The sequence below is a fragment of the Lactococcus hircilactis genome, assembly GCF_009601015.1.
Classification (GTDB): Bacteria; Bacillota; Bacilli; order Lactobacillales; family Streptococcaceae; genus Lactococcus; species Lactococcus hircilactis.
The window spans coordinates 62,594-86,108 of sequence record NZ_WITJ01000011.1 but is presented as its reverse complement, the minus strand read 5'-3'; the positions used below and the strand labels follow the sequence as shown (position 1 = coordinate 86,108).

General features: G+C 37.1%; 17 protein-coding genes and 1 pseudogene. 5 read left to right on the top strand and 13 right to left on the bottom strand.

The genetic code is table 11. From position 1 onward, the window contains the following. Positions 1–2 precede the first annotated feature (2 nt). From GHI93_RS08780 to GHI93_RS08745, 8 genes are all read right to left on the bottom strand, one after another. Complete coding sequence (locus GHI93_RS08780) at positions 3–1,397, bottom strand: glycoside hydrolase family 1 protein (protein WP_153496683.1); 1,395 nt, start codon at positions 1,395–1,397, stop codon at positions 3–5. Positions 1,398–1,589: 192 nt separating this feature from the next. Further along, a complete protein-coding gene (locus tag GHI93_RS08775) occupies positions 1,590–4,277 on the bottom strand; it encodes an alpha-mannosidase (RefSeq protein WP_153496717.1) in 2,688 nt (895 codons plus the stop codon). A gap of 76 nt (positions 4,278–4,353) precedes the next feature. Beyond that, the gene (locus tag GHI93_RS08770) at positions 4,354–5,652 is read right to left on the bottom strand and encodes a glycoside hydrolase family 125 protein (RefSeq protein WP_153496682.1); all 1,299 of its coding nucleotides are present in this window, start codon (positions 5,650–5,652) and stop codon (positions 4,354–4,356) included. 132 nt (positions 5,653–5,784) lie between these two features. Next, positions 5,785–7,464 (bottom strand): extracellular solute-binding protein, encoded by a 1,680-nt coding sequence (locus GHI93_RS08765; protein ID WP_153496681.1) that lies wholly within the window; start codon positions 7,462–7,464, stop codon positions 5,785–5,787. 69 nt (positions 7,465–7,533) lie between these two features. Beyond that, positions 7,534–8,442, bottom strand: coding sequence for a carbohydrate ABC transporter permease (locus GHI93_RS08760; protein ID WP_153496680.1), 909 nt, complete (start codon positions 8,440–8,442; stop codon positions 7,534–7,536). A gap of 12 nt (positions 8,443–8,454) precedes the next feature. Next, entirely contained in the window at positions 8,455–9,438 is a 984-nt protein-coding gene (locus GHI93_RS08755) for an ABC transporter permease (protein WP_153496679.1), read from the bottom strand. 323 nt (positions 9,439–9,761) lie between these two features. Beyond that, positions 9,762–10,244, bottom strand: a complete 483-nt coding sequence (locus GHI93_RS08750) for a hypothetical protein (protein ID WP_153496678.1) — start codon at positions 10,242–10,244, stop codon at positions 9,762–9,764. Beyond that, positions 10,241–10,855, bottom strand: a complete 615-nt coding sequence (locus GHI93_RS08745) for a DUF624 domain-containing protein (protein WP_153496677.1) — start codon at positions 10,853–10,855, stop codon at positions 10,241–10,243. The genes GHI93_RS08750 and GHI93_RS08745 overlap by 4 nt, the downstream gene beginning before the upstream one ends. Before the next feature lie 180 nt (positions 10,856–11,035). Here GHI93_RS08745 and GHI93_RS08740 point away from each other — a divergent pair, with 180 nt between their 5' ends. From GHI93_RS08740 to GHI93_RS08730, 3 genes are all read left to right on the top strand, one after another. Next, a complete protein-coding gene (locus tag GHI93_RS08740) occupies positions 11,036–12,097 on the top strand; it encodes a GntR family transcriptional regulator (RefSeq protein WP_153496676.1) in 1,062 nt (353 codons plus the stop codon). 20 nt (positions 12,098–12,117) lie between these two features. Next, positions 12,118–14,343: a GH92 family glycosyl hydrolase gene (locus GHI93_RS08735; protein WP_153496675.1), complete on the top strand. Its 2,226-nt coding sequence runs from the start codon at positions 12,118–12,120 to the stop codon at positions 14,341–14,343. Between the two features lie 103 nt (positions 14,344–14,446). Then, the gene (locus GHI93_RS08730; protein ID WP_153496674.1) at positions 14,447–16,369 is read left to right on the top strand and encodes a fructose-1,6-bisphosphatase; all 1,923 of its coding nucleotides are present in this window, start codon (positions 14,447–14,449) and stop codon (positions 16,367–16,369) included. A 125-nt stretch (positions 16,370–16,494) separates the two neighbouring features. Here the strand turns inward: GHI93_RS08730 and ftsY are convergent, their stop codons facing one another. The 3 genes from ftsY to GHI93_RS08715 are packed head-to-tail and all read right to left on the bottom strand — an operon-like array spanning position 16,495 to position 19,149. After that, positions 16,495–17,661, bottom strand: coding sequence for a signal recognition particle-docking protein FtsY (gene ftsY, locus GHI93_RS08725; RefSeq protein WP_153496673.1), 1,167 nt, complete (start codon positions 17,659–17,661; stop codon positions 16,495–16,497). A 14-nt stretch (positions 17,662–17,675) separates the two neighbouring features. Next, positions 17,676–18,332: a VC0807 family protein gene (locus GHI93_RS08720; protein ID WP_246177067.1), complete on the bottom strand. Its 657-nt coding sequence runs from the start codon at positions 18,330–18,332 to the stop codon at positions 17,676–17,678. A 7-nt stretch (positions 18,333–18,339) separates the two neighbouring features. Further along, positions 18,340–19,149, bottom strand: a complete 810-nt coding sequence (locus GHI93_RS08715; protein WP_153496715.1) for a Cof-type HAD-IIB family hydrolase — start codon at positions 19,147–19,149, stop codon at positions 18,340–18,342. A 185-nt stretch (positions 19,150–19,334) separates the two neighbouring features. On the opposite strand from GHI93_RS08715, the pseudogene GHI93_RS08710 reads away from it, so the two are divergent. Next, positions 19,335–19,700: pseudogene (locus GHI93_RS08710) on the top strand (CidA/LrgA family protein); the annotation flags it as partial. Between the two features lie 107 nt (positions 19,701–19,807). Then, complete coding sequence (locus tag GHI93_RS08705) at positions 19,808–20,509, top strand: LrgB family protein (RefSeq protein WP_153496671.1); 702 nt, start codon at positions 19,808–19,810, stop codon at positions 20,507–20,509. A 71-nt stretch (positions 20,510–20,580) separates the two neighbouring features. Here the strand turns inward: GHI93_RS08705 and der are convergent, their stop codons facing one another. Continuing rightward, the gene (gene der, locus GHI93_RS08700; protein ID WP_153496670.1) at positions 20,581–21,891 is read right to left on the bottom strand and encodes a ribosome biogenesis GTPase Der; all 1,311 of its coding nucleotides are present in this window, start codon (positions 21,889–21,891) and stop codon (positions 20,581–20,583) included. Between the two features lie 244 nt (positions 21,892–22,135). Continuing rightward, positions 22,136–23,347 carry a serine hydrolase domain-containing protein gene (locus GHI93_RS08695; RefSeq protein ID WP_153496669.1) on the bottom strand — a complete coding sequence of 404 codons (1,212 nt, stop codon included), beginning with the start codon at positions 23,345–23,347 and terminating at the stop codon, positions 22,136–22,138. Between the last annotated feature and the right edge of the window lie 168 nt (positions 23,348–23,515).

Here is a 23,515-nt window from a genome sequence, read left to right as displayed (position 1 = left end):
TTCTAATCTAAATCATCTGTATCTAGTTGATTGCTTTGGGCGAGCGCTTTAAACCAGAGTCCTGATTTTTTCACTTTTCTTTTGAAATGATCTGCCAAATCGAGTTGATAGAATCCGTAACGATTTCGATAGCCATTACGCCAGCTCCAGCAGTCAATGAAGGTCCACGCGTGGTATCCAAAACAGTTGGATCCAGCTTGTATTCCTTTGTGAAGTTGTTTGAGATGTGCTTTCATAAATTCAATGCGATAATCGTCTTGAATCATTCCATTTTCATCCAGAAATCGTGTTTCATCCGCAACACCCATCCCATTTTCAGAAACGTACCACGGTAAATTGTGGTATTTATTTTTCATCATGAGTGCAACATCATACAGGGCTTCTGGATAGATTTCCCATCCGCGATAGGTGTTCATTTTTCGTTCGGGCCAAAGGTAGGGTTCAAATAAATCACTTAGCGCGCTCACTTTTTCATGCGCTTTTTGTGGGGCTTGAACGCGCAAGGGTTGATAATAGTTTAAGCCAATAAAATCAACTGTATTTTGGGATATTTTAGTGTTGTCAGTACTGACAACGTCTGGTAAAAGCTGATTTTTTGATAATAATTGGATAAGAAATTCTGGAAATTTTCCAAGTACTGCTGGATCAAGATAGGATTCACAAAGGAGTGCATCTGCGCACTTTTTTGCCAGCTGATCTGCTTTGCTTTCAGATCTGGCATAGGCTGGGCTGATATTTAAAATGATTCCAATTTTTCCGTCTTTAAGATTTAATTTCCGAAACGCTTCAACTGCATAAACGTGCGCCATAAGCGTGTGATAGCCAACTTGCACGGCACGTTTGAAATCATGAATGGCTGGATAATGATCTGATCCTAAATAGCCACATTCAACATGGACAATCGGTTCATTAAACGTCGTCCAGTATTTCACCAAATCGCCAAATTGCTCAAACGCTGTTTTGGCATAAAATGCAAACGCATCGACGGATTTGCGATTTTCAAAGCCGCCAATTTCCATCAGCCACCACGGCATATCAAAATGAAACAAATTGATGATGGGTGTAATGCCACGCGCTAATAGTCCTGAAAAATAATCGCGATAATACGCTACTGCAGCAGGATTTAGCGTTTTTCCATCTGGCAATAAACGCGTCCAAGCAATGGATGTTCGATAAGAATTCATGTGTATTTCTGTCATTAATGCGAGATCCGTTTTGTAGCGGTGATAAAGATCTGAGGTCGTATCTGGTCCTTGATGCGCATTGAAATTTTCAGGATTGAGTTCAAACCATTTATCCCAGGTGCTAGCGGATTTTCCATCTTCAAAACTCGCACCTTCGGTTTGTGGAGCGGATGTCGCAGCGCCCCAGAAAAAATCTTTTGGAAATTGAATCATTACTTCTCCTTTTGTTGATTGACAAAAACTAGCGTTTTTTATTTCTGTCAGTGCTGACAAGCTGTGCTGAACACGGGTTTTATTTCTGTCAGTGCTGACAAAGTGTGCTGAACACGGTTTTTATTTCTGTCAGTGCTGACAATGCTCATTTGAATATGAAAACGTTCTTATTCTATTTTACCACTTTTTTTCTCAATGCCAAACTGTCGTTAAGATTTCTGACGGATTTAATTTTTCTGCGAAATCTTCTTCATTTTCTTCAATTAAATTCGTCAGTTGTGGTGTTTTTTCGAGCACAGAAAGTTTAAGCGCATGAGGTGCTTTTGAATCGAGTGAATATCCTCTCAACAGCACACCAGTCCCGTTTTTCCCAATTTTCAATCCAGTTTGAACAAAGACATTTGAACTGATTTCAGCGATTTTTTTATCTGGTGGAAGTTGACCAATGTGTTGAGCAGCAGTTTGCTTTATGACCACTGGAATTTTCAACGCGACAGCATTTTGAAGCGTTTGATAATAATCTTCTAATTGATCTGCGTGTGGCTCAATCGAAAAACGTACAGAAAATTCTCCCAAACATTGCGCTTTAGGTGTCGGAAAATATCCCCAATCTCCCATTTCACCTACGCAACGGATTAACGTGAGCGCAATCGTATTTCCATTCAAAATTTCATATTCATTTACTGCAACATTTCCAACCGTCAGCCCATTGTTTTGATCTTTCAAATTCACAAAAGCGTGTTGATGCTGTGGGTTCGTCGGATTCTCCCAAACTTTACTGACTCCATTTGGACGCTCAACCGCTTCAAAAATACTTTCTGCAACATGATTTTCAGTCATTAAAGGCGTTGAAAATAAAACACGCAAGCGATGATCTTTCATTTGATTATCAAACGTTGTAGTGAATTCAAGTGCTTTACTGTCTTTTGTCATGCGAATCAGTGTCGTAAGCGTCAGCTCTGCATATTGATTGCCTCTCACGGAGTGACGTTGGGTGATGTCTGAGACTTTTTCTTGTTCCATTTTTAATGTCTTTGCAGCAGATTTTGGAATCCACAAATGATGGGTCAGTTTGACAATCGCCTCAACATCAGAATTTTCCACGCTTTCGACAGTAAAAGGAAAATCTGTTGAATAAAATGCTTTAGCATCTGCGGTTTGTTTAAAGATATATTCATTTCCCATATCTCCAACATCCTCAAAAACCAATTGATGTGGATAAATTTGACCCGTCTGCTTATTTGTCAGTGTCAGATCCCCTTTGTCAGTAATGACAGCTTTGATAAAGTCGTTTTCAAGATGCTGATTATCCTTCAAAAGTAACGTGTGAGATGATTTGTTAGTCTTTTTTGTATGGTTTGGCACAAGGGCTAATGTCCGATAGGACAGCGCTTCTATTTCAGGTAAATAAACGGAAACGTACACATATTTCGCCATATAAGCCACGCGAAATCCATCTTTTGGAAGATCATAAGCAAACTCGATTTTTACAGCATCAATTTTTGCATCCACTTCCACGCCATTGGCATCGATTACTCGAAAATCTGGCGTGTGTCGTGCTTCAAGTGTTTCATAAGCCCTATCCGGCCACATCTCTGAAAATTTTACCCGATCAATTTCAATTTTTGCTTGCGTACGCATCACACGTTTGGTTCCTGCTAAATTGTAGAGTGTAAATGGAAATGTATCCTGCGCAAATTTTTGGGTATCGATATTTCTTGAAATGCGATCTAATGCTTCATCCCGAACAAATTTTGCGACTTCTTGTGATTTAGCATATCGCGTCATCATCTCCTCATGCACAGCATCAACTGAACAACCACACACACTATCATGTGGATCATTTTGCAAAAGCAATCGCCACGCATAATAAAGTTCATCTAAAGGCTTATAATCACTGACCTCATTGGCTAAAACTAACAACGGTTCAGCAACATTTTCAAGAAGAACTTGCGTTTTTTCATTTTCTTTTTTCAAATACATTCTTGAAGATGCTGTATTCGCTAAGGTGTACCAGCCTGGTGTTTCTTGAGAAGTCAGCTCCCCAGAAACCTCTCCCAAGTCTTCTGGCAGATCTTTTTTCAAAGCATCCAAATAGTCATCAAAGTTGGAATGAATAAATTCATAATCCGAAAACAACTCATTTGCAAGAGCAATCGCTTGTCCCACATTGCGTTGTAATGGCTGGTGATCACATCCATTCATCATCAAAAGATGATGTGTTGACGCATATTTTTTAGCGTCAGCCAGTTTTTCATTCCAAAATTTGAGCGCTTCTGCTCTCTCCACTGGAATTTCGTTTCCGTTTGAATACCAATTTGCAAAAAGAATGCCCAAAATTTTTGACTGATCCGCACCGACCCAATTCATTTCAGAATATTGTGACGTATAACTTTCTCCAACCTGATTATTCAACCCTGTCGGTTTTACTCCCCTTCCAAATGCAGCAGCTTCTAATCCCATCTTTCGCATCATTTGAGGCGTTTGTCCCATATTTCCAAAAGTATCAGGAAAATAACCTATTTTTACTGCTTTTCCACCATATTTTTGAACTTCTTTCAATCCTACCAGCGTGTTTCTCACATGCGCTTCAGAAGAAATTAGGAAATCATCTTGTAAAATGTAAAACGGGCCAATTTTCAACCGTCCATCGGCGATATATTTCATGATTAAAGCTTTGTTTTGCGGTTTTACTTCTAAATAATCATCCAGTGGAATCGTTTGTCCGTCCACATGAAAATATTTAAAAGAAGGATCATTTTCAAATGCCTCAATAATTGCATCAAACAGCTCAACCACGCGCATGTGGTGCTGTTCAAACGGCATGTACCATTCACGATCTAAATGTGAGTGAGAGATAATATAAACCTTTTTCTTCATTTTTAATCCCATCTATGCGCTCAAAGCGTCTTATTTATTAAAGTTTTTTTGGACCATTTCTTTTGATTCAATACATTTAATCTTTATTGATTTTTATCCGAAGATCATAATACTCCATCATAAGTTCACAAAACATCATGTTCGCCCATGAAAACCATTCTCGCGTAAAGTGTTCAGGATGATCAACATCAATTCCTTCATGCATCGAAAATGTTCCTGCGTCCGTATTTGAAAGGACATCAAGTATTTTTTCTTGTTCCAATTTACTTTGTGAGGTCATGCCTTGCATCGCGAGTGCAATGGGCCACACATAATTTTCAGGTGTATGACTTGATCCAGTCCCAGATAAATATTTTCCTTCATAATAATAAGGATTTTCTTGACTTAAAAGTGTTTTGCGAGTCTTCAAATAACGCACATCATCTTTTTTGCAATATCCAAGATACGGACTTGAAATCAAATTTGGAATATTTGCATCGTCCATTAGAGAAAAATGTCCCAAACCGTCCACCTCATACGCATAAATCACTTCTCCTGCCGCGTTTTTTATGAGCCCAAATTGATCAATCCCTGCTTGAATTTTTGATTTTAATAAATGAATCCGAACACTCAGCGCTTCATCAGGTTTGATTTCAGAAAAAATATCTTCCAAATACCCAAGAACCACGACTGCAAACTGCTCTGAAGGAATCAAATAAGGATAATGTGTTGCATCATCACTCGGCCGAAAACCAGACCACGTCATTCCCGTCACCGCAAAATCAGGACCAAATCCGTGATTTGATAAGGTATCCGATGCTCGACTGGCCTCTTTTCTCTCAAAACGATAAGTCGAATGAGTATGATTTGTTTCGCACTCCCAAACCTCTAATACTGCCAAAACTGCATCAATAAATCGTTGATCAAACGGTGTAATCTCCCCTGTATTTAAATAAAATAAATACGCAAGTTGTAACGGATAACACAGTGAATCAATCTCATATTTACGCTCCCAAACATCAGGGCGCATGGCCGTAACATCAGTTTGATGTCCGTTTTTATTGGCCGTTTCATTAAATGCATTAGCGTACGGATCTTTAATGATAAAATCCATTTGACGTTGGATCAGTCCAAGAATGAGCCGTTTTATTTCGTCATCTTCTTTGGCATAGACAAGATAAGGACGCACTTGTGCGACGGAGTCACGCAACCACATCGCAGGGATGTCTCCAGTTAAAATATACGTCGTTTGATCAGGTAAAATCTTTACTGTCGTTTCAAGTGTATTTGTAAAACAGTGTTTGAAGATTTCAAACCACTTAGGATGGTCTTTTTTTGATAATTTTTCCATCTTATCAATAAAATTTAACGTTCCTTTTGAAAGGTGATTGTTCATTTTTACTCCATTTTTTATTCCTCAACAGTTACAATCAACTGCTGATACTTTAATCTGTTGATCTTATTTTGATGTTCTTTTTAAAAACAAGTAAAACGTGCTTCGTTCTACTTGTTTTGGAGTGAAGCTGATTTATTTTGTATTTTTCCAAGTATCATAGGCTTTTTGTTGTACCGCAACATATTTATCAACGCCAATTCCTTTTAGAGTATTGAGATAACTCTTCCATGTTGCAGCTGTTAATTTCGTTTGACCTGTGATGAATTTTGCCTCCATTTGTTGAACATAAGTCAATAAGTCGGTTTGCATTGTGGAACCCAGCTCATTTTGCTGTGTTTTTGACATATAGAGTGTTGGCCATGCGACAACTTCTGCAGGACCAATTTTACTTGCGACTTCTTGATTGATGAATGTTGAAAACGCATCGGGTTGTTCAGGATCGTTTTCATTTGCAAGCACAAGAGGCGTTTGCGCATTCACTTTTGGAGGTTGTGTTCCATAATCAGGGGTCACAGCAGAACGCGCTTGTTCTGAATTAGCAGGATCAATGCCTTTATTTAAAACGTGAACTTTCTCTCCTTTTTTATTTGTAGCCCAGTGCCAATAGCCTCCTTTGGATTGATCAGGACCAATATTTAGCGCTTGTGATCCAGCATTAGAATAAAAATAATCAACCCATCGAAGCGCAGCTGCAGGATTTATACATTTTGTTGTTAATGCAAACGCTCCGTTTGTTATTCCATCTGTTGCAGCAAATGCTGCTTTTTTCGAAGGATCAGATGTCATCGGTGCGGCCATCGGATCAAGAATGGCTTGTTGCGGCGTTTTACCCGAAGTAAAATAGCTAAACCAATCTGTATAAGTTCCTAAAGTATTCGCTGCTGCTTTTGCTTTTTTTTGATCATCAGATTGAGAAAAGATTTGTTTATCAAGTAATCCGTTACTGTACAATTTATTCATAAATAAGAGATACTGACGATACCCATTTGTTGTGGCTCCGTATGTCACTTTTCCTTTTTGGTTGACTTGCTGTTCTTGAGCCATGACACCAAACGCATTCATGATCCAGTTTCTAAGCGAAGGTAATCCAGTTGATGATAAAGGAATTTCGTCTTGTTTTCCGTTTCCATTAGGATCTTTTGTTTTAAAATCATAAAGCACAGTGTAAAGTTGATCCGTCGTTTTAGGGACTTGTAAATTTAATTTTTTCAACCATGCTCCATTAAACCAGAGTGAACCTTCATAAAGTTGTGGTTGCTTTGCAAATTTGGAATCTTGCAAATTATACTCATTGCCTAAAGCGGGTAAGGTATAGATGTGTCCATCTGGTGTTGTAATTGATTTTCGGACATCAGGATAATGCGCAAGGATTTTCTTTAAATTTGGCATATATCCCGCATCAATGTATTTTTCAAGTGGAATTAAAGTCGATCCTCCGTATTGAATGGCTTGAGCATTAGAGAGTGCTGATGCAAAAATCACTCCTGGAATATCCCCCGACGCCAAGGCTAAATTTAATTTTGTAGCGATGTCGGCAGAAGGCGGTGTCGTATATTTGAATGAAATGTTTGTTTGTTGACTGTAATCCTTTAAAAATGCCATTTTTGAGTAATCACTCGTTCCAGAACCTGGTGCAAACATCGACAAATTGAGTTTGTTTTTAACGATTGGAAGTCCAGTTTTAGAAACATCTTTTGCGTTTTTAGTCAATTGATTCAAATGATCTGACGCGGTTGATGAATTTCCACATGCGCAAAGACTTAATGTGGCAAGGATTGTAGCACCTACTAAAATAACTTTATTTGTTTTCATGTCGAAAACTCCTTTATAAATGATGAAATTAAAGACTTTTTATTTTCTGTCAGTACTGACAGAAATTGATTATCCTTTAAGCGAACCAACAAGCATTCCTTTTACAAAATAGCGCTGTAAGAAAGGATAAACAACGACAATCGGAAGTGTCGATACGATCATGACACCATATTTAATGATGCCTGCCAATTGTGCTTGTTTGTATGCGGCCATTTGGACAGAAGTATTTGATGCGGTTGAATTTGATGAGAGATCTTGCAAAATTAATAATTCACGAAGAATCATCTGCAAAGGATATTTGCTTCGATCTGAGAGATAAATCAAAGCATCCATAAAACCATTCCATCGTCCCACACCGACAAATAATGCGACGACTGCGATAATTGGTGCTGACAATGGCAGTACAATTTTAAAGAAAATTGTAAAATCATTTGCACCATCCATAATCGCTGATTCTTCAAGTTCACGTGGAATATTCGTTTCAAAAAACGACCGTGTAACAATGATGTTGTACACACTCGTAGCTACTGGCAAAATCAAAGCCCACATGGTATTGAGCATCCCCAAGTTCTTCACTAATAAGTAAGATGGAATCATTCCTCCAGAAAAGAACATCGTCACCATCATAAACTTGATGAAAAAATTTCTTCCAAAAAGTTCTGGACGTGAAAGCGTATAAGCACAAGGAATCGTCACAATGAGATTGACTAAAACTGTTGCAGCAGTATAAATGATCGTATTCTTGTACCCCATCCAAATGTCTTGATTCGCCAATATTTTAGCGTATCCAGCCCATGTAAATCCTTTTGGTAATAACCACATCGCCCCACTATTCACAAGTTTGGGATCAGAGACAGAACCACTAATAATATAAATCAAAGGATATAATACAAGTAAAGTTGCGATAATGACAAAAAGATAATTAAACGTGACAAACACTTTATCTCCTCTTGACATTTTAATATGTGTCGTATGCATTTTAAACTCCTTTTACCATAAACTACTTTCACTAAAGTGTTTTGTGATTGAATTGGCTGCAATCAATATGATGGCATTAATCGCAGAATTGAAAACTCCTACTGCTGTTGCAAATGAATACTGTCCGTTGAGCAGTCCTGCACGATAAACAAACGTCGAAATGACATCTGATGAGGATTGATTCAAAGGATTTTGCATTAAGATAATTTTTTCAAATCCTACATTTAAGAGTTGTCCCAGACTCATAATGAGTAAAATAATGATTGTTGGCGCAATCGTTGGTAAATTAATGTACCACGCGCGTTGCAAACGTGAAGCTCCATCAATGATTGCTGCTTCATGAAGTTGAGTATCAACTCCAGCTAAAGCAGCCATATAAATGACCGAACTCCATCCCGTAGATTGCCAAACGCCTGATAAAACATAAACCGTCTTAAACCACGCAGGATTTTCCATAAAATCAATCGGATGTCCACCAAAAAATTGAATTATCGTGTTAATAATCCCTGTTTGAGGATTCATAAATGCAACAAGCATTCCTACAATAACAACCGTTGAAATAAAATTTGGCGCATAAGTAATCGTTTGTGCAAATTTTTTTCCAAACCCATCTTTCAATTCATTGAGCGAAAGCGCTAAAATAATGGGTAAAGGAAATCCAACGATAAGGGAGTAAATACTGATCCCCAAAGTATTTCGAATTAACTCCCAGAAAAAATAAGAATGAAAAAATTGCTCAAAATAAGTCCATCCGACCCAAGGACTTCCCCAAATGCCAAGCGCTGGATTATAATCTTTCCATGCGATAATCACACCGTACATGGGTTGGTAGCAAAAGACCAGAAAAAATAGGAACGCTGGCAGAATAAAAAGATAGAGTTGATAATGCTGTCGCACTAAATTCCAAGAAAATTTCTTTTTTGGGGCTTTGAGCTTCTTGTTTTTAGTCTTTTTTGATGTGTGATGACCTGATGTGATCGATGATTCTGCTAACATTCGGCTTCTCCTTTTTTAAGTCCTTATTTCATTTGATATATCAAATTCAACAAAACATGATATAAATTTCATTTGGTATATCTTTATCTCTATAATAGCACTTTCTTTTTATTTTGCAAGCGCTAAACATAAAATATATTTTATTTTTTTATGACATTAGCTTTCCTTTAAATAAAGGATTTACGTGTATTTATACAAAAATTATTTTTAAATTATTTCTAATTTTTCATTTTATGATTTTAATAGACTTTTTTATGATTTGCTCAATAGATATATTATTAAAATAAGAAGTCTTAAAAATTAAGACTTCTTATTCGTGATGCTTACTTTAAGAGCTGTGTATTCGTTGCAGTTGTTAGATCAATTAACCATTTTCCGTGTGTTTTGACATACGAAATATTCATTGTCGTGATGTTATCGCGGTACTTTTTTTGAGTTCCGCTTTGATTGATGCTTTTCACTTTTGCTTCTGCTAATAAATGTCCCTTTGCTGACTTTAACACACGGTAGGAAAGGAGCGTGTTTCTGACGGTTTGTTTTTCAAAAAATTGAGAAAGTGCTTTTGTTGTATTTTTTCTTGCTTTTGGCACAAGGTAGGATACATATTTGCTGATGTCTTTTTGATTTGTTGCGGTGATGGTTTTGGCATAAATGCGTTTTGTCGCTTCTCCTTCTTTACTTAAATGCATCAGATTGGAGGGTTGGGGCAGTGCTTGATCCGCATTTTTTCCATAGTGCGCCAGCAAAAAAACAAAGCCACAGCACGTGAGCACAAGAAGGATGACCCCTTTTTTTGAAATTTTCATTTTTCATTCGCTTTCTCTAATTTTCTCATTCCTTGATAGGCAAACCAACTATTAACTAATAGAAATAAAGGAACTGGAACCAAAACTAATAGTGGAATATAAAAGCTCGTAACAAGTGCGATTCCCATCCCAATCAACATCACAATCGTATTTGGAATATTGACAAGGAGTAAGAAAAACGCCTGTCGAAAACTATCTTTTAGCGTAAGACGATATCTTACAATACTTGGAATAAGATAAAGAAATGTCCCAATAAAAAGTAAAAGTAACACGCCCAAACATCCCGTAACATAAATATTTCTTGTGAAAACGAGTGCGATTCTAAGATCAACATATAAAAAGACACCAATAAAACCACTCAAAAATCCCACTTGATTGCTTTGTTTAAAATTAATTTGAGCAGTCCTCAAAAAATTTTTCCAATTCAATTGATGCGCTTCTTGATTTCCTTCATAACTTTTGATCAAATAGTGAATCACAGCTGCTGTGGCAGGATAAATTCCCCCACAGATAAAATAACGAAAGACGACTAAAAACCAGTAAAGTTGTAATTTCCCTGTGAAAATTAAACACTCTCCAAATCTAATGCTCCCCAAAGCTAATTTTGACATTGCGTCTCCTTTTGGTATATCTTTTTTAATATTAAATCCGTTTTCAAAATGAATTATAGTATTATTTTTATGATTTGTCAATGGAAAAACGTATTATTTTGATTGTTTTCTCTTTTTTTACTTGTTTTTTTATAAAAAAAGGTTATAATTGGTATATCATTAATATGAAGGAGGTCGAAAATGGTTGTTCCCTTATACCAAAAAATTTCAGAAGATTTAAAAGATCAAATTCTCACTCATAAAATTGAAGTGGGAGAAAAATTGCCGACGGAATTGGAACTCTCAGAAACTTACCATGTCAGCCGAATTACTGCAAAACGTGCCCTTAATGAGCTCGAACAGATTGGATTAGTCAGTCGAACGCGAGGAAAAGGGTCATTTGTCAAAAAAAATTCCGAAAAAAAGACGTTATCGCAAACGACAAAGCAAATTCTTTTTATCCTCCCTTTTGGAGAAAGTACTTTTGGTGATTTCACTGTTGGATTGATTCCTTATGTGAAGCAATTTGGATATACGGTTTTTATTACAAATGGAGATTATTTAAGAGAAACACCGGTAAAAACGATTGCTGAAACTTTTGATGGTCTTGTATTTTATCCGCTAAACACTGATGAATTTTTAGATGCTTTATTTGAACTTTCGACGATAAAATTCCCTGTTGTTCTTTTAGATAAAAAAATTTATGGATTGGATTTTCCTTGTGTCATGTCTGATAATAAAGCTGGCGGTTTTCTTGCCACTCAAGCGTTGATTGATGCAGGACACACGCGCATTGGATTTATCATGAGCGATGAGATCCATCATCCTCAGACCACACGAAATCGCTATCTCGGTTATATTGATGCACTCAATCACTCTTCAATTGATTTTCATACGCCTTATAATGATCCAGCATCTAATGCGCGTGTTATTGTGGATTATGTCAAAACGTCTGGACTCACTGGAATGATTTGCGAAAACGACTTGATCGCACTTGGGCTGATGACAGAATTACAAAACGCTGGATTCCATATTCCAAATGATTTATCCATCGTAGGATTTGATGATATTCAAGCGGCAGGTCTTTCTAATCCTCCGCTTACAACGATTGCACAAGATTTCAATCGGATTGGTGCAGAAGCTGGACGGGTGTTAATGACATGGATTGAAACAGGAGTGATTCCTGATGATACTTATATTTCTGTTCAATTGATGATGCGTCAATCGACATCATCTATCACTACAAATACGACTTTAAAATGATTGCTAAATGAGGTAAAAATATGGACATCAAACACATTGATACGCGTCACGGAACTGCAAATTCTGGAAGTTTTTCACATGGGAATTGTTTGCCTTATACTGGAGTGCCTTGGGGAATGAATTATTTCACTCCTTCAACAGCACAAAGTCGAGGTGCTTGGTTTTTTCATCCTGAGGATCGCACGTTTGAAGGATTTCGTTTGACTCACCAACCGTCACCTTGGATGGGTGATTTCTCACATTTTACACTGACCCCTTTTTCGGGATTTTTAGGCGGAAATTCTTTGTGGCACGCTACTTCTTCTTATCGAGCAGATGAAGCAATATTTAATCCTGCCTGTCTTGACATTACGTCATTACGTTATCGCATTAAGTCTCGCTTGGTTCCTTCTATGTATGGAGGAATTTTAGCGATGGCATTTCAAAATCCTTCTGAAAAAGAAAATGGGTTGCTTTTAACTTTGCCTGGTCAATTTCAGCTGAAAAAAATAGATGAGAAAACAATCGAATTTTTTGTCATCAATTACGCAGATTCAGAAGATAAATCACTCAAATTTTATGTTCGATTATCATTTGATTTTCCAATTTCTATTGACACTGCAGTCGAGATTCATCCTGACGGGGAAAAAAATTGTTCTGTCAGTACTGACAGAACTTATACAGGCACTGACGGAGCAATCAAGATTGGATTTGGAAGTGTTGCGCAACAAAATGTTCGCTTTGGAACGTCCTTTATTTCTTTTAAACAGGCCCATTTAAATCTTGAACGTGAAAATCATTGGTCAATTGAAACTTATCTTTCTCATGCAGAAGATGCTTGGAATGATCTATTTTCTCGCATTGAGCTCACTCATCACGATCACAAGCAAGTGTCCACATTTTATCATAATCTCTATCGCACTTTTTTATTTCCACAGACTTTTTATGAATGGAATGAAAACCATGAAAAAATTCATTATGACACCACTTCAAAAACGGTTAAATCTGGCCCTTTTTATACGAATAACGGATTTTGGGATACTTTTAGAACTGTATATCCGCTTTACAGTTTAATTGCTGCCGAAAAATATGGTGATATGCTGGAAGGATTTTTGAATGCTTATCACGCGTCTGGTTACTTACCAAAATGGCTTTCTCCTGATGAGCGTGGATTAATGCCTGGAACGCTGATTGATGCGGTGATTGCTGATGCCGCTATAAAAGGAATTCGACTTGATTTGATGCCAGAATTTCTGTCAGCAATGACAAAAGCAGCAACGACACCTTCCCATGATCCTAAATACGGGCGCACCTCACCGCTAAAATATTTAAATCTTGGTTATGTGCCGATGGACGTTCATGAATCCGTCAATCATACACTGGATTATGCGTTTTCAGATTTTTGTATTTCACGCGTGGCCAAGGTTGTCTCAGATCAGGAAAAAGAAAAATTTTATGCAAAACAAGCGCTAAATTACAAAAATCTTTTTGATCAGAAAACGGGGTTCATGAGAGCAAAAGATCAATTAGGCCATTTTAGAGCGGATTTTCTATCGACACGGTGGGGACGTGATTACGCTGAGGGTTCTGCTTGGCAAACATCGTGGTCTGTTTTACATGATTTTTCTGGTCTTGTTTTGCTGCATGGTGGAGCGGAATCCTTTGAAAAAAAACTCATTGAACTTTGCAATCAACGCCCTGATTTTAATGTTGAGGGATACGGTTTTGAGATTCATGAAATGAGTGAAATGGCGGCATTAGAATTTGGTCAAGTTGCCATCTCCAATCAACCAAGTTTTCACTATCCTTACTTGTTTCACTATATTGGCAAACCTTGGATGGGAACTGCACTGCTTAAAAATCTCATGTTAGAAACGTTTAATGATGGTACTAAGGGGTATCCAGGTGATGAGGACAATGGAACAATGGCGGCATGGTATGTTTTTTCAAGTCTTGGTTTTTATCCTATCACAGCAGGGTCTGGTGAGTATGTGATTGGTTTGCCGCTTTGGGATAAAGCAACACTCCACCTCTCTTCTGGAAATACATTGACCATTGAGGCAATGCCAAATCAAGCACAGCAATTGTATGTGAATGCTGTAAAAATGGATCATGTTCCTGTCAAAGAAAGTTTTCTAAACCATTCTCAATTAATGGCTGGTGGTGTGCTTCATTTTGATTTGGGCATTGTTCCTAATCCAAATTGCTTCTCAAAAGATAAATTTCCTTATGCTTTGAGCCAAAATTCTGCAAATTTATTGCACTAATTGACCTCTTTTCCTCAATCAAAAAATAAACTTTCCTCTCTTTTATGTATCTAAAGTGATATAATAGAAAAATGAAAACGCTCGATTTCATGGGGAGAAAAAAATGGATGAGAAATATTATCAATTATTAAAAAAACAGTTTGATTCTAAAGCAGCAGTTTTGACGGAAATCATAAATTTAAATGCCATCTGCGAGCTACCTAAAGCAACAGAACATTTTGTGAGTGATCTTCATGGTGAATATGCTGCTTTTAATCATGTCCTTAGAAATGGCTCTGGAAGCATCAAAGAAAAGTTGAAAGAATGTTTCAAAGCGTATCGTGTGGATCAAATTTCAGATCTTGCAACGTTGATTTATTATCCTGAAGAAAAGCTCAAGTATCAAGCTGAAAAAATGCGCCCGGATGTTTTTGATACCTGGCGACAAAACAAGTTGATTGAGTTATTGAAAACGACAAAATTTGTCGGGGAAAAATACACGCGCTCTAAAGTTCGCAAAGCTTTACCTCAGCAATTTCGTTATATTTTAGAAGAATTACTCGCAGAAGAAGAATTTTCAACGGATAAAAAAGATTATTTTGAATCGATCATCAAAAAATTGTTGGATTTAAAACAATTATCCCCTTTAATGATTGCTTTAGCAGATACGATTCGCAGACTTACGGTGGATCATTTGCATGTGGTTGGAGACATTTATGATCGCGGTCCTTATCCTGATCAGATTATTGAGCGATTGATGGGGCTTCATTCTGTCGATATTCAGTGGGGAAATCACGATATTGTTTGGATGGCAACAATTGCTGGATCTCCTTTAGCCATGATGAATGTGCTCCGTGTTTCTGAACGTTATGGAAATTTAGATATTCTTGAAGAGCGTTATGGAATTAATCTGCGTCCTTTGATTGATTATGCTAAAACATATTATCAACCCACCAAAGCATTTCAACCGATCATCACAGAAGGCATTTCAATGCGTGAGGAGGAAAAGCAGCTGCTTAATCAATTGCAACAAGCTACTGCAATCCTTCAATTCAAACTGGAGAGTCAATTGATTCATCGGCGTCCAGAATTTTTATTAGATCATCGTGATGTATTAAATTTCATTGATTTCGATCAAAAAACCATTCGACTTAAAGATAAAACGTATCCTTTAGTGGATTTTAATGCGCCAACACTCGATTTTGAACATCCTGAAGTGCTAACACAGGAGGAAAAAATACTGACACAACGTCTTTTGACACATTTTCAATCCTCTGAAAAGCTAAAAAAACACGTCGATTTTCTTCTTGAGAAAGGTGGAATGTATCTTTGCTATAACGGGAATCTCTTGATTCATGGCTGCTTGCCGTTGCATGACAATGGAGATTTAAGATCCTTTAGATTGGAAAAAAAGGCTTATGCTGGGCGTGAATTATTAGATTATTTCGATCAAAAAGTACGCGAAAGCTTTATCAATCCTGAGACTTCAGATGATTTGGCGACCGATCTTTTGTGGTATCTTTGGGTAGGCGAATGTTCTTCTTTATTTGGTAAAGAAGCGATGACAACGTTTGAGCGCTACTATATTGAGGATAAAACGACGCATCATGAAAAGAAAAATGCCTATTATCAATTGCGTGAAGATCCTAAAACAATTGAGAATATTTTAGAAAATTTTGGCCTTCAAAAAGATGGACATCTCATCAATGGACATACGCCAATCAAAGAAAAGAATGGCGAAAATCCCATCAAAGCTCAGGGACGTTTAATTGTTATTGATGGCGGTTTTTCAAAACCTTATCAAAAAGAAACAGGCATCGCTGGGTATACTTTATTATACAATAGTTTTGGAATGCAACTTTCAGCACATCAGCCATTTAGTAGCGTTTTAGAAGCTGTCAATGAAAGTCGAGATATGATAAGTGTCAAGCGTTTGGTCGATCAAGTCACTGAAAGAAAACGGGTGCGCGATACTCATGTCGGGCAACAACTCCTCAAAGATATTGAAGATTTAGAAGCCTTATATGCCCACTTTGATCGCTATTAAAAGCTGTCAGTACTGACAGTTTAGCGGATTGAAAAATTTCATTTTACTTCAAGCAAAAAGGAGTTGTTTTAAACCAAAAACAACTCCTTTTTCTTCACTCTTTTTCTGTCAGTACTGACAGTTTTTTATAATAATTCCTTAAACAATCCGCGAACAAAGAACGCTTCGTCAAAGTCTTGTAAATCATCAATCCGCTCACCTAAACCAATTAGTTTTACTGGAATACGCAAACTTTGGACAATAGAAAGCACAATGCCTCCTTTTGCTGAACCGTCCAACTTCGTCAGCGCAATACCTGTGATCGGTGTTACTGTGCTAAATTCCTTGGCCTGAGAAATCGCATTTTGCCCTGTTGTCGCATCTAGTGCTAGGATCGTTTCATGTGGCGCATCTGGCAATTCACGTCGGATAACTTTTCCGATTTTTTCTAATTCTTTCATCAAGTGATCTTTATTTTGAAGTCGTCCTGCTGTATCAATCAATAAAATATCATACGCTTCATCTTTAGCTTTTTTCATCGCATCAAAAACAACACTTGCAGGATCTGATCCCGCCTCTTTTGTGACTACTTCTACATCCGCGCGCTTTCCCCATTCTACCAATTGATCTATTGCACCCGCACGAAACGTGTCCGCTGCAGCTAACAAAACTTTTTTGCCTTCACTTTTATAACGCGCAGCCAACTTGCCAATCGTGGTCGTTTTTCCTACACCATTGACCCCGACAAAGAGATAAACACTCAAACCTTGTGCTGTTGTCAGTACTGACGGTAATTTATCCTCGTCAAATTTATCAACAATTTTTTCAACAATCAGCTGTTTAAGATCCTCTGTCGATTTTGCTTTGGTCAATTTAGCTTCTTGGCGCAATTCTTTTGTAATGTCCATTGCTAATTCAACACCGACATCCGACATGATCAATGTTTCTTCCAAATCTTCAAAGAATTCCTCATCGACCGTTCTAAAATTTGCAAAAAGTTCATTAAATCCCGTTGCAAAAGTTTGGCGCGTCAAATTTAAAGAATTTTCATATTTCTTTTCAGTAGCTTTACGAGACTGAACAAAAATATCAGCGAGCGCGTCCACATCAATCTGAATCTCATCTTCAGATTCATCTGCTTGAGTGATGACAGACGATTTTAGTGTATCATCAAGCGCAGTTTCACTCTGTTCTTGCGCTGTCAGTACTGACAGTGGCTCATGTTCTGCTGGAGTCGTTTTTTCTTCTATTGGTTCTTGTGTTACTGCGTCATTTTCTTTCTTTTTTCCAAATAAACGGTCAAAAAGTCCCATTTTATCCCTCCAAATTATGCTTTTGTGTCGCTTTCATCTTCTGAAAATTTTTTATTAATGAAATAAATCCCTACGATCAGTAGTAAAATTGCTAAAATATCAATGCCTTTTGAGAGTAAGACAAACGAAGTTGTCCCAACCAAAAACGCCAACATGATCGTTGCAAGCGCATGAAGCGCAAATATCGCTCCCATGAATAAAGTAAAACTCATCAAAAAACGATCCATTTCACGTTTTTCATCTGGCAAATCTTCGCTCTCATTTCTGTCAGTACTGACAGAAATAACGTGCTTATTTTTTAAAAGCACGCCCATAATTGGACGGTTGATGGCACTTGAGAAAAGAAAAACGATCCCAATTGTCCCAGTTAAAATCGGATGCCAAAGTTTAAACGCTAAATCATTGCCATGCGTCAAATAAACTGCCACAATCGAAATCAGAAAACCGCAAATCGCAACCAATCCAATGGGATTAATTTTACGCTTTTTAATGCCCGTCCCTAACGTCAATAAAACAGGAAAAGCCGTCGCCACACCTAATGAAACCGTATCAGAAACCCTAAATCCCTTCAAAATTCCATACGCAATGACAGGCAAAATAAATGCAAAAATAAAACTAAAAATCCAATTTTTAATCTGAGGATTTTGATTTTCCATATTGAGTTCGCTCATTTTTCTCTTAAAATACGTACTGTTCAATTACCGCAGCAACAGCATTCTCATCATTTGTTCTGTCAGCAATGACAGCGGCTTTTTCCTTTAATTGCGCAACAGCATTGCCCATCGCAACACCACATCCTGCCCATTGAATCATCGAAAGATCATTTTCTTCATCTCCCATCGCCATTACCTCATGAGGGTTCAAATGAAGCAAGTCGGCTAATTTTTCAAGACCATACGCTTTATTGATTCCTTTTGGCATGAATTCCACTAATTTTGCTTGGGATTTAAAAATTTCATACTTATCATAAAAGTCAGATGGAAAATCTAAAATCTTCTCATCTAAAACTTTCGCTTCCGTACATGAAACAACTTTATTAATTAACGTCTGTTTTGGTAACGTTTCAATTTCCGCCTGCTTAAATGTCAAAATTTTATTTAATGTCGGATACAAAGATGGAACACGTGAAGCAGTCATATAAACCACACCTTCACTTAAAAGATCACATGGCAAACCAAGATTTTGAGTCATTGCCTTAATGTCTTTTGTCTCAGAGAGCGTAAACGTTTTTTTCGACAAAATATCCCCTGTGTTTCTTTGAATCAAACCACCATTAAAAGTGATGGAAAAATCATCAAAACCAGTCATCTCCAACTGCTCCAAATAAGAATGAATCGCAACCAACGGACGTCCTGTCGTCAACACGACATGAATCCCTTTAGCACGCGCCTTTTGAATCGCAGCAGCATTTTCAGTTGAAATCTCTTTTTTGGCATTTAACAACGTTCCATCCAAATCCAGAGCAATTAATTTAATATCAGCATTCATCATTTCATTATACCACATTTTATGCACAATATTTCACAGCAAAATTTTCTCATCCTCCTTTTTTTGTCATAAAAAAATCAAGCTGTAAAAAATAAATTTTACAAAACATAAATGAATAGTTGTAAATTTGAAGGTGAAGGAGTAAAATTGAAGAGAACAAAATTTACCTAATAGAGATTACTAATATGAAAATTTATTTACAACTTCTAATCATTTTTGGCTTTTCTTATATCGGAAATGTCATCTCAAACGCCTTTGATTTACCCGTTCCAGGACCAATCATTGGCATGCTTCTCTTATTTTTAGCCTTGCAATTCAAACTCCTTGAGTTTAAAAATGTTGATGCTGCAGGAAGCTTTCTTATCAATAACATGACCATTTTATTTCTCCCCGCTGGAGTGGGAATCATGGCAAAATGGGGATTGATTTCACATTTTTGGCTCCAAATTTTATTGATTGTCGTCGTTGCACTCATCATCAACCTTTTTATTCTTGGCAAATTGGTCGAGTGGATCAAAGTTAAATTTGAAGGAGATTATCTCTCACCAGAGCTTATTTCCCAAAAAATCGCACTGGACGTGATCAACCAACATTCTAAAAATAAGAAAAATAAAAAAGAATGGTGGCAAACATCTCATGAAACAAAAGGAGAAAACTAATGCTACAGATTATCACTGCAGATCCCTTATTTGGCCTTGTTTTGACCATCCTCATTTTTATGATTGGCGTTCGAATCAATGAAATTTTTCATAAACCTTGGACAAATCCCCTCTTATTTTCTACCGTTTTAATCATTCTTGTCCTTGTTCTCGCACATATCCCTTACAAAAATTATTATGTCGGAGGATCAATTTTAAATGATCTGATTGGACCAAGTACCGTCGCACTCGGTATTCCACTTTATAAAACCTTCCATTTGATGAAACATCACGCAAGAAGTATTACCATTTCCATCGCAATTGCTGCATTGATCAACACCATTTTAACGGCGCTTGCTGCAAAACTCTTTGGATTGAGCCGCCTTGCTAGCCTCTCAATTTTCCCAAAATCTGTGACCACAGCAATGGCTATGGGAATCTCTGATAAAATGCACGGTGTAGAGCAAATCACCGTTGTTGTCGTTGTTGCAACAGGAATTTTGACCAGTGTCATTGGATCCCCTTTACTTAAACTCTTTAAAATCAAAGATCCTGTTGCTCAAGGAGTTGCACTCGGAGGAACAGGGCACGCAATTGGAACAGGAACAGCCATTGAACTAGGAAAAGTGCAAGGAGCCATGGCTGCCTTAAGCATTGGAATCACAGGAATCATGTATGTCATCTTCGCACCATTAGTTGCACATCTCATCTTAGGCTATTAGAATGATTCAATTTAATCCTCATTATTATCCTTAATCAAAAAAACCTTCACATGAAGGTTTTTTTGATGCCCTTATTTTCTTTTTCTTGTAATCATGTGAATCGGTGTGCCTTCAAAAACAAATGCTTTTCGAATTTGATTTTCTAAAAATCGCAGATACGAAAAGTGCATCAGCTCTTCTTCATTTACAAAAACAACAAAAGTTGGTGGTTTAACAGCCACTTGTGTCGCATAGAAAATTTTAAGGCGTTTTCCTTTATCCGTTGGCGTAGGATTGATGGCAACAGCATCCATAATCACATCATTCAAAATTGAACTTGAAATGCGAAGATTTTGACTCGCAGAAATCTCCTTGATTTGCTCAGGAATTTGTGATAATCGTTGCCCTGTTTTTGCGGAAACATAAACGATGGGAGCATAATCCAAATATTTGAATTCCCAACGAATGTCTTCTTCAAATTTTTTCATTGTTTTGTCGTCTTTTACAAGTGTATCCCACTTATTGACCACAATCAAAATTCCTTTTCCAGCTTCATGAGCAAATCCTGCAATCCGTTTATCATATTCTCGAATTCCTTCTTGCGCATTGAGAACCATTAACACCACATCACTCCGGTCAATCGCACGCATTGCACGCATCACAGCATATTTTTCAGTGTTTTCATATACTTTTCCAGATTTTCTCATTCCAGCTGTATCAATCATGACAAATTCTTGTCCTTCAGGATCTGTAAAATGAGTATCTATCGCATCACGTGTTGTTCCTGCAATCGGACTTGCAATCACGCGTTCTTCACCTAAAATCGCATTAATCAAGCTTGATTTTCCAACATTTGGACGTCCAATCAAACTAAACTTGATCAAATCTGGATTTTCTTCTTCAAGATCGGCTGGAAGATTTTCAACAATAGCATCCAACACATCTCCCGTCCCTAAACCATGCGCTGCAGAAACAGGATAAGGGTCCCCCAATCCCAAACTATAAAAATCAAAAATATCCATCCGACGTTCAGGATTATCCACTTTATTAACGACAAGAATGATCGGTTTACTCGTGTGATAAAGGAGTTGTGCAACAGCTTCATCAGCATCTGTAAGCCCCGTTTCACCGTCAACTACTGCTACGATGACATCTGCCTCATTCATCGCAATTTCAGCTTGAGCGCGAATTTCAGTCATAAAAGGTTCATCTGATAATTCAATCCCACCTGTATCAATCAAACTGAATTTTTTATTCAACCACTCTCCCGTTGCATAGATGCGGTCTCGAGTGACACCTGGAATATTTTCCACAATCGAAATGCGTTCCCCTGCAATTCTGTTAAAAATCGTTGATTTCCCAACATTAGGGCGGCCAACAATCGCTACTGTAGGTAAGCTCATCTTTTTCTCTCTTTCTTTATTGTTGCGCTTTTGAGCACTTCATCTTATCCGTTCACGGATTTTTGATCTGATCCGTTCATTTTTACATCATTTTTCTGTTGATTCAAAGCCTCTTTTTCACTTGATTCATTGCAATTTCAGCAGAAATCAAAAGGGACGTATTTCAATATTATAACATGTTTTAAATAAAAAGTAGATAAACGTTCACATTTATCCACTGTTTTGAACATCTTATTTTTGAAACTTAAAGCCCGAACTCTAACTTGAAAATATTTGCAACAAGCTGTTGTTGTATCAAATCATTAGCTGTCGGGAATGAATTACTCATGAAAATCACTGCATTTTTACCATCGTTAGTAAATTTTGCTTTTAATTCATAGCCATACCCTACACCGCTTAAAGTATAATAATTAATACGCTTATACATGCCACCAGAATAACCGGATGTCACAGTGCCTAAGGAATGCAACAAAACATTTCCTTGAGCTGACAGTGTTTTATTTTGTAGAATACTTGAGATCAAGGTATAAAAATCACCCGGAGTCATTGCTATATTTCCAGCTCCAAGCTCACTATAGCGCTGAGCATCACTTTCTACAATAGGAGCGGAATATGGCTCCTGATAAGTAAAATGATAAGGTGTCGCCAAATTGATGACTTCGTCTTTATTATAAACAAATCCAGAATGCGTTAATCCTAATTTTGCTTTAAAATCTTGATCAAAAAGTTTTTGATATGAAGTTCCAGTTAATTTTACGACAATACCCGCTAATAAAACATAGTTTTGATCAATGTAATTCCACTGACCAACTTTTCCATTACTTGTGACATTTGACGCCGTCCAATCTGCAATCGTAAGATCATCTGTACTGGTTGGAAGCGACGTTGGTTTCACTAATCCACTTGTCATATTGAGTAAGTTTTTTATTTCGATTTGATCGCCATTTTTTAATTGAGGATAAAATTTACTGACTTTGTCCGTTAAACTTAATTGACCATTTTCGACCAAATTCATAATCATTTGTGCCGTAATTGTTTTTTGAGCCGATAAAATTTGATATTGTGCATTTGGATTATTTTCAATCTTTTTTGAAACATCGAAATAGCCATAGCCTCTCTCAAAATGAATTTGTCCATTTCTAACAATCAATAACGTCCCAACTTGGCTCCCAATATATGGTTTTAACTGATTATTAATCTCAGTTTCTTGAGGGGTCATCGCAGGTTGCGTAGCAGGAAATGATGGTGCTACTTCTCGACTTGAAGAAGGTGTCGTTTTTTTGGATGGAGATTGAGTTTTCGCGTGAACAACCGAACTTGATTCACTTTTTTGTGTTTTATTTTGGCTCAACGGATGAGGCAATAGGTATCCGATGATGATTCCTAATAGGATTGATAAAAAAAGGAAAACGAAATTTAACCGTTTTATTCGCTTCTTTTTTCGGCGTTTTTCCATAAGAGATTTCCTTACTTTTTTTATAACTATGTCCGATGAAAGAAAAAATTAACAGGATTTTTTTTGATTTTCATATTTTTTCATCAAGCACTGCTCTATTATAACATTTTTAATCAATAATTAAACCATTTTACACAAAATACATTTGTAATACTTTAAAATTAAGTT

Excerpts from the sequence above, each read along its gene's own strand:
- GHI93_RS08780 (WP_153496683.1), bottom strand. The coding sequence starts at position 1,397 with ATGATTCAATTTCCAAAAGATTTTTTCTGGGGCGCTGCGACATCCGCT.
- GHI93_RS08775 (WP_153496717.1), bottom strand. The coding sequence starts at position 4,277 with ATGAAGAAAAAGGTTTATATTATCTCTCACTCACATTTAGATCGTGAA.
- GHI93_RS08770 (WP_153496682.1), bottom strand. The coding sequence starts at position 5,652 with ATGAACAATCACCTTTCAAAAGGAACGTTAAATTTTATTGATAAGATG.
- GHI93_RS08765 (WP_153496681.1), bottom strand. The coding sequence starts at position 7,464 with ATGAAAACAAATAAAGTTATTTTAGTAGGTGCTACAATCCTTGCCACA.
- GHI93_RS08760 (WP_153496680.1), bottom strand. The coding sequence starts at position 8,442 with ATGCATACGACACATATTAAAATGTCAAGAGGAGATAAAGTGTTTGTC.
- GHI93_RS08755 (WP_153496679.1), bottom strand. The coding sequence starts at position 9,438 with ATGTTAGCAGAATCATCGATCACATCAGGTCATCACACATCAAAAAAG.
- GHI93_RS08750 (WP_153496678.1), bottom strand. The coding sequence starts at position 10,244 with ATGAAAATTTCAAAAAAAGGGGTCATCCTTCTTGTGCTCACGTGCTGT.
- GHI93_RS08745 (WP_153496677.1), bottom strand. The coding sequence starts at position 10,855 with ATGTCAAAATTAGCTTTGGGGAGCATTAGATTTGGAGAGTGTTTAATT.
- GHI93_RS08740 (WP_153496676.1), top strand. The coding sequence starts at position 11,036 with ATGGTTGTTCCCTTATACCAAAAAATTTCAGAAGATTTAAAAGATCAA.
- GHI93_RS08735 (WP_153496675.1), top strand. The coding sequence starts at position 12,118 with ATGGACATCAAACACATTGATACGCGTCACGGAACTGCAAATTCTGGA.
- GHI93_RS08730 (WP_153496674.1), top strand. The coding sequence starts at position 14,447 with ATGGATGAGAAATATTATCAATTATTAAAAAAACAGTTTGATTCTAAA.
- ftsY (WP_153496673.1), bottom strand. The coding sequence starts at position 17,661 with ATGGGACTTTTTGACCGTTTATTTGGAAAAAAGAAAGAAAATGACGCA.
- GHI93_RS08720 (WP_246177067.1), bottom strand. The coding sequence starts at position 18,332 with ATGAGCGAACTCAATATGGAAAATCAAAATCCTCAGATTAAAAATTGG.
- GHI93_RS08715 (WP_153496715.1), bottom strand. The coding sequence starts at position 19,149 with ATGAATGCTGATATTAAATTAATTGCTCTGGATTTGGATGGAACGTTG.
- GHI93_RS08705 (WP_153496671.1), top strand. The coding sequence starts at position 19,808 with ATGCTACAGATTATCACTGCAGATCCCTTATTTGGCCTTGTTTTGACC.
- der (WP_153496670.1), bottom strand. The coding sequence starts at position 21,891 with ATGAGCTTACCTACAGTAGCGATTGTTGGCCGCCCTAATGTTGGGAAA.
- GHI93_RS08695 (WP_153496669.1), bottom strand. The coding sequence starts at position 23,347 with ATGGAAAAACGCCGAAAAAAGAAGCGAATAAAACGGTTAAATTTCGTT.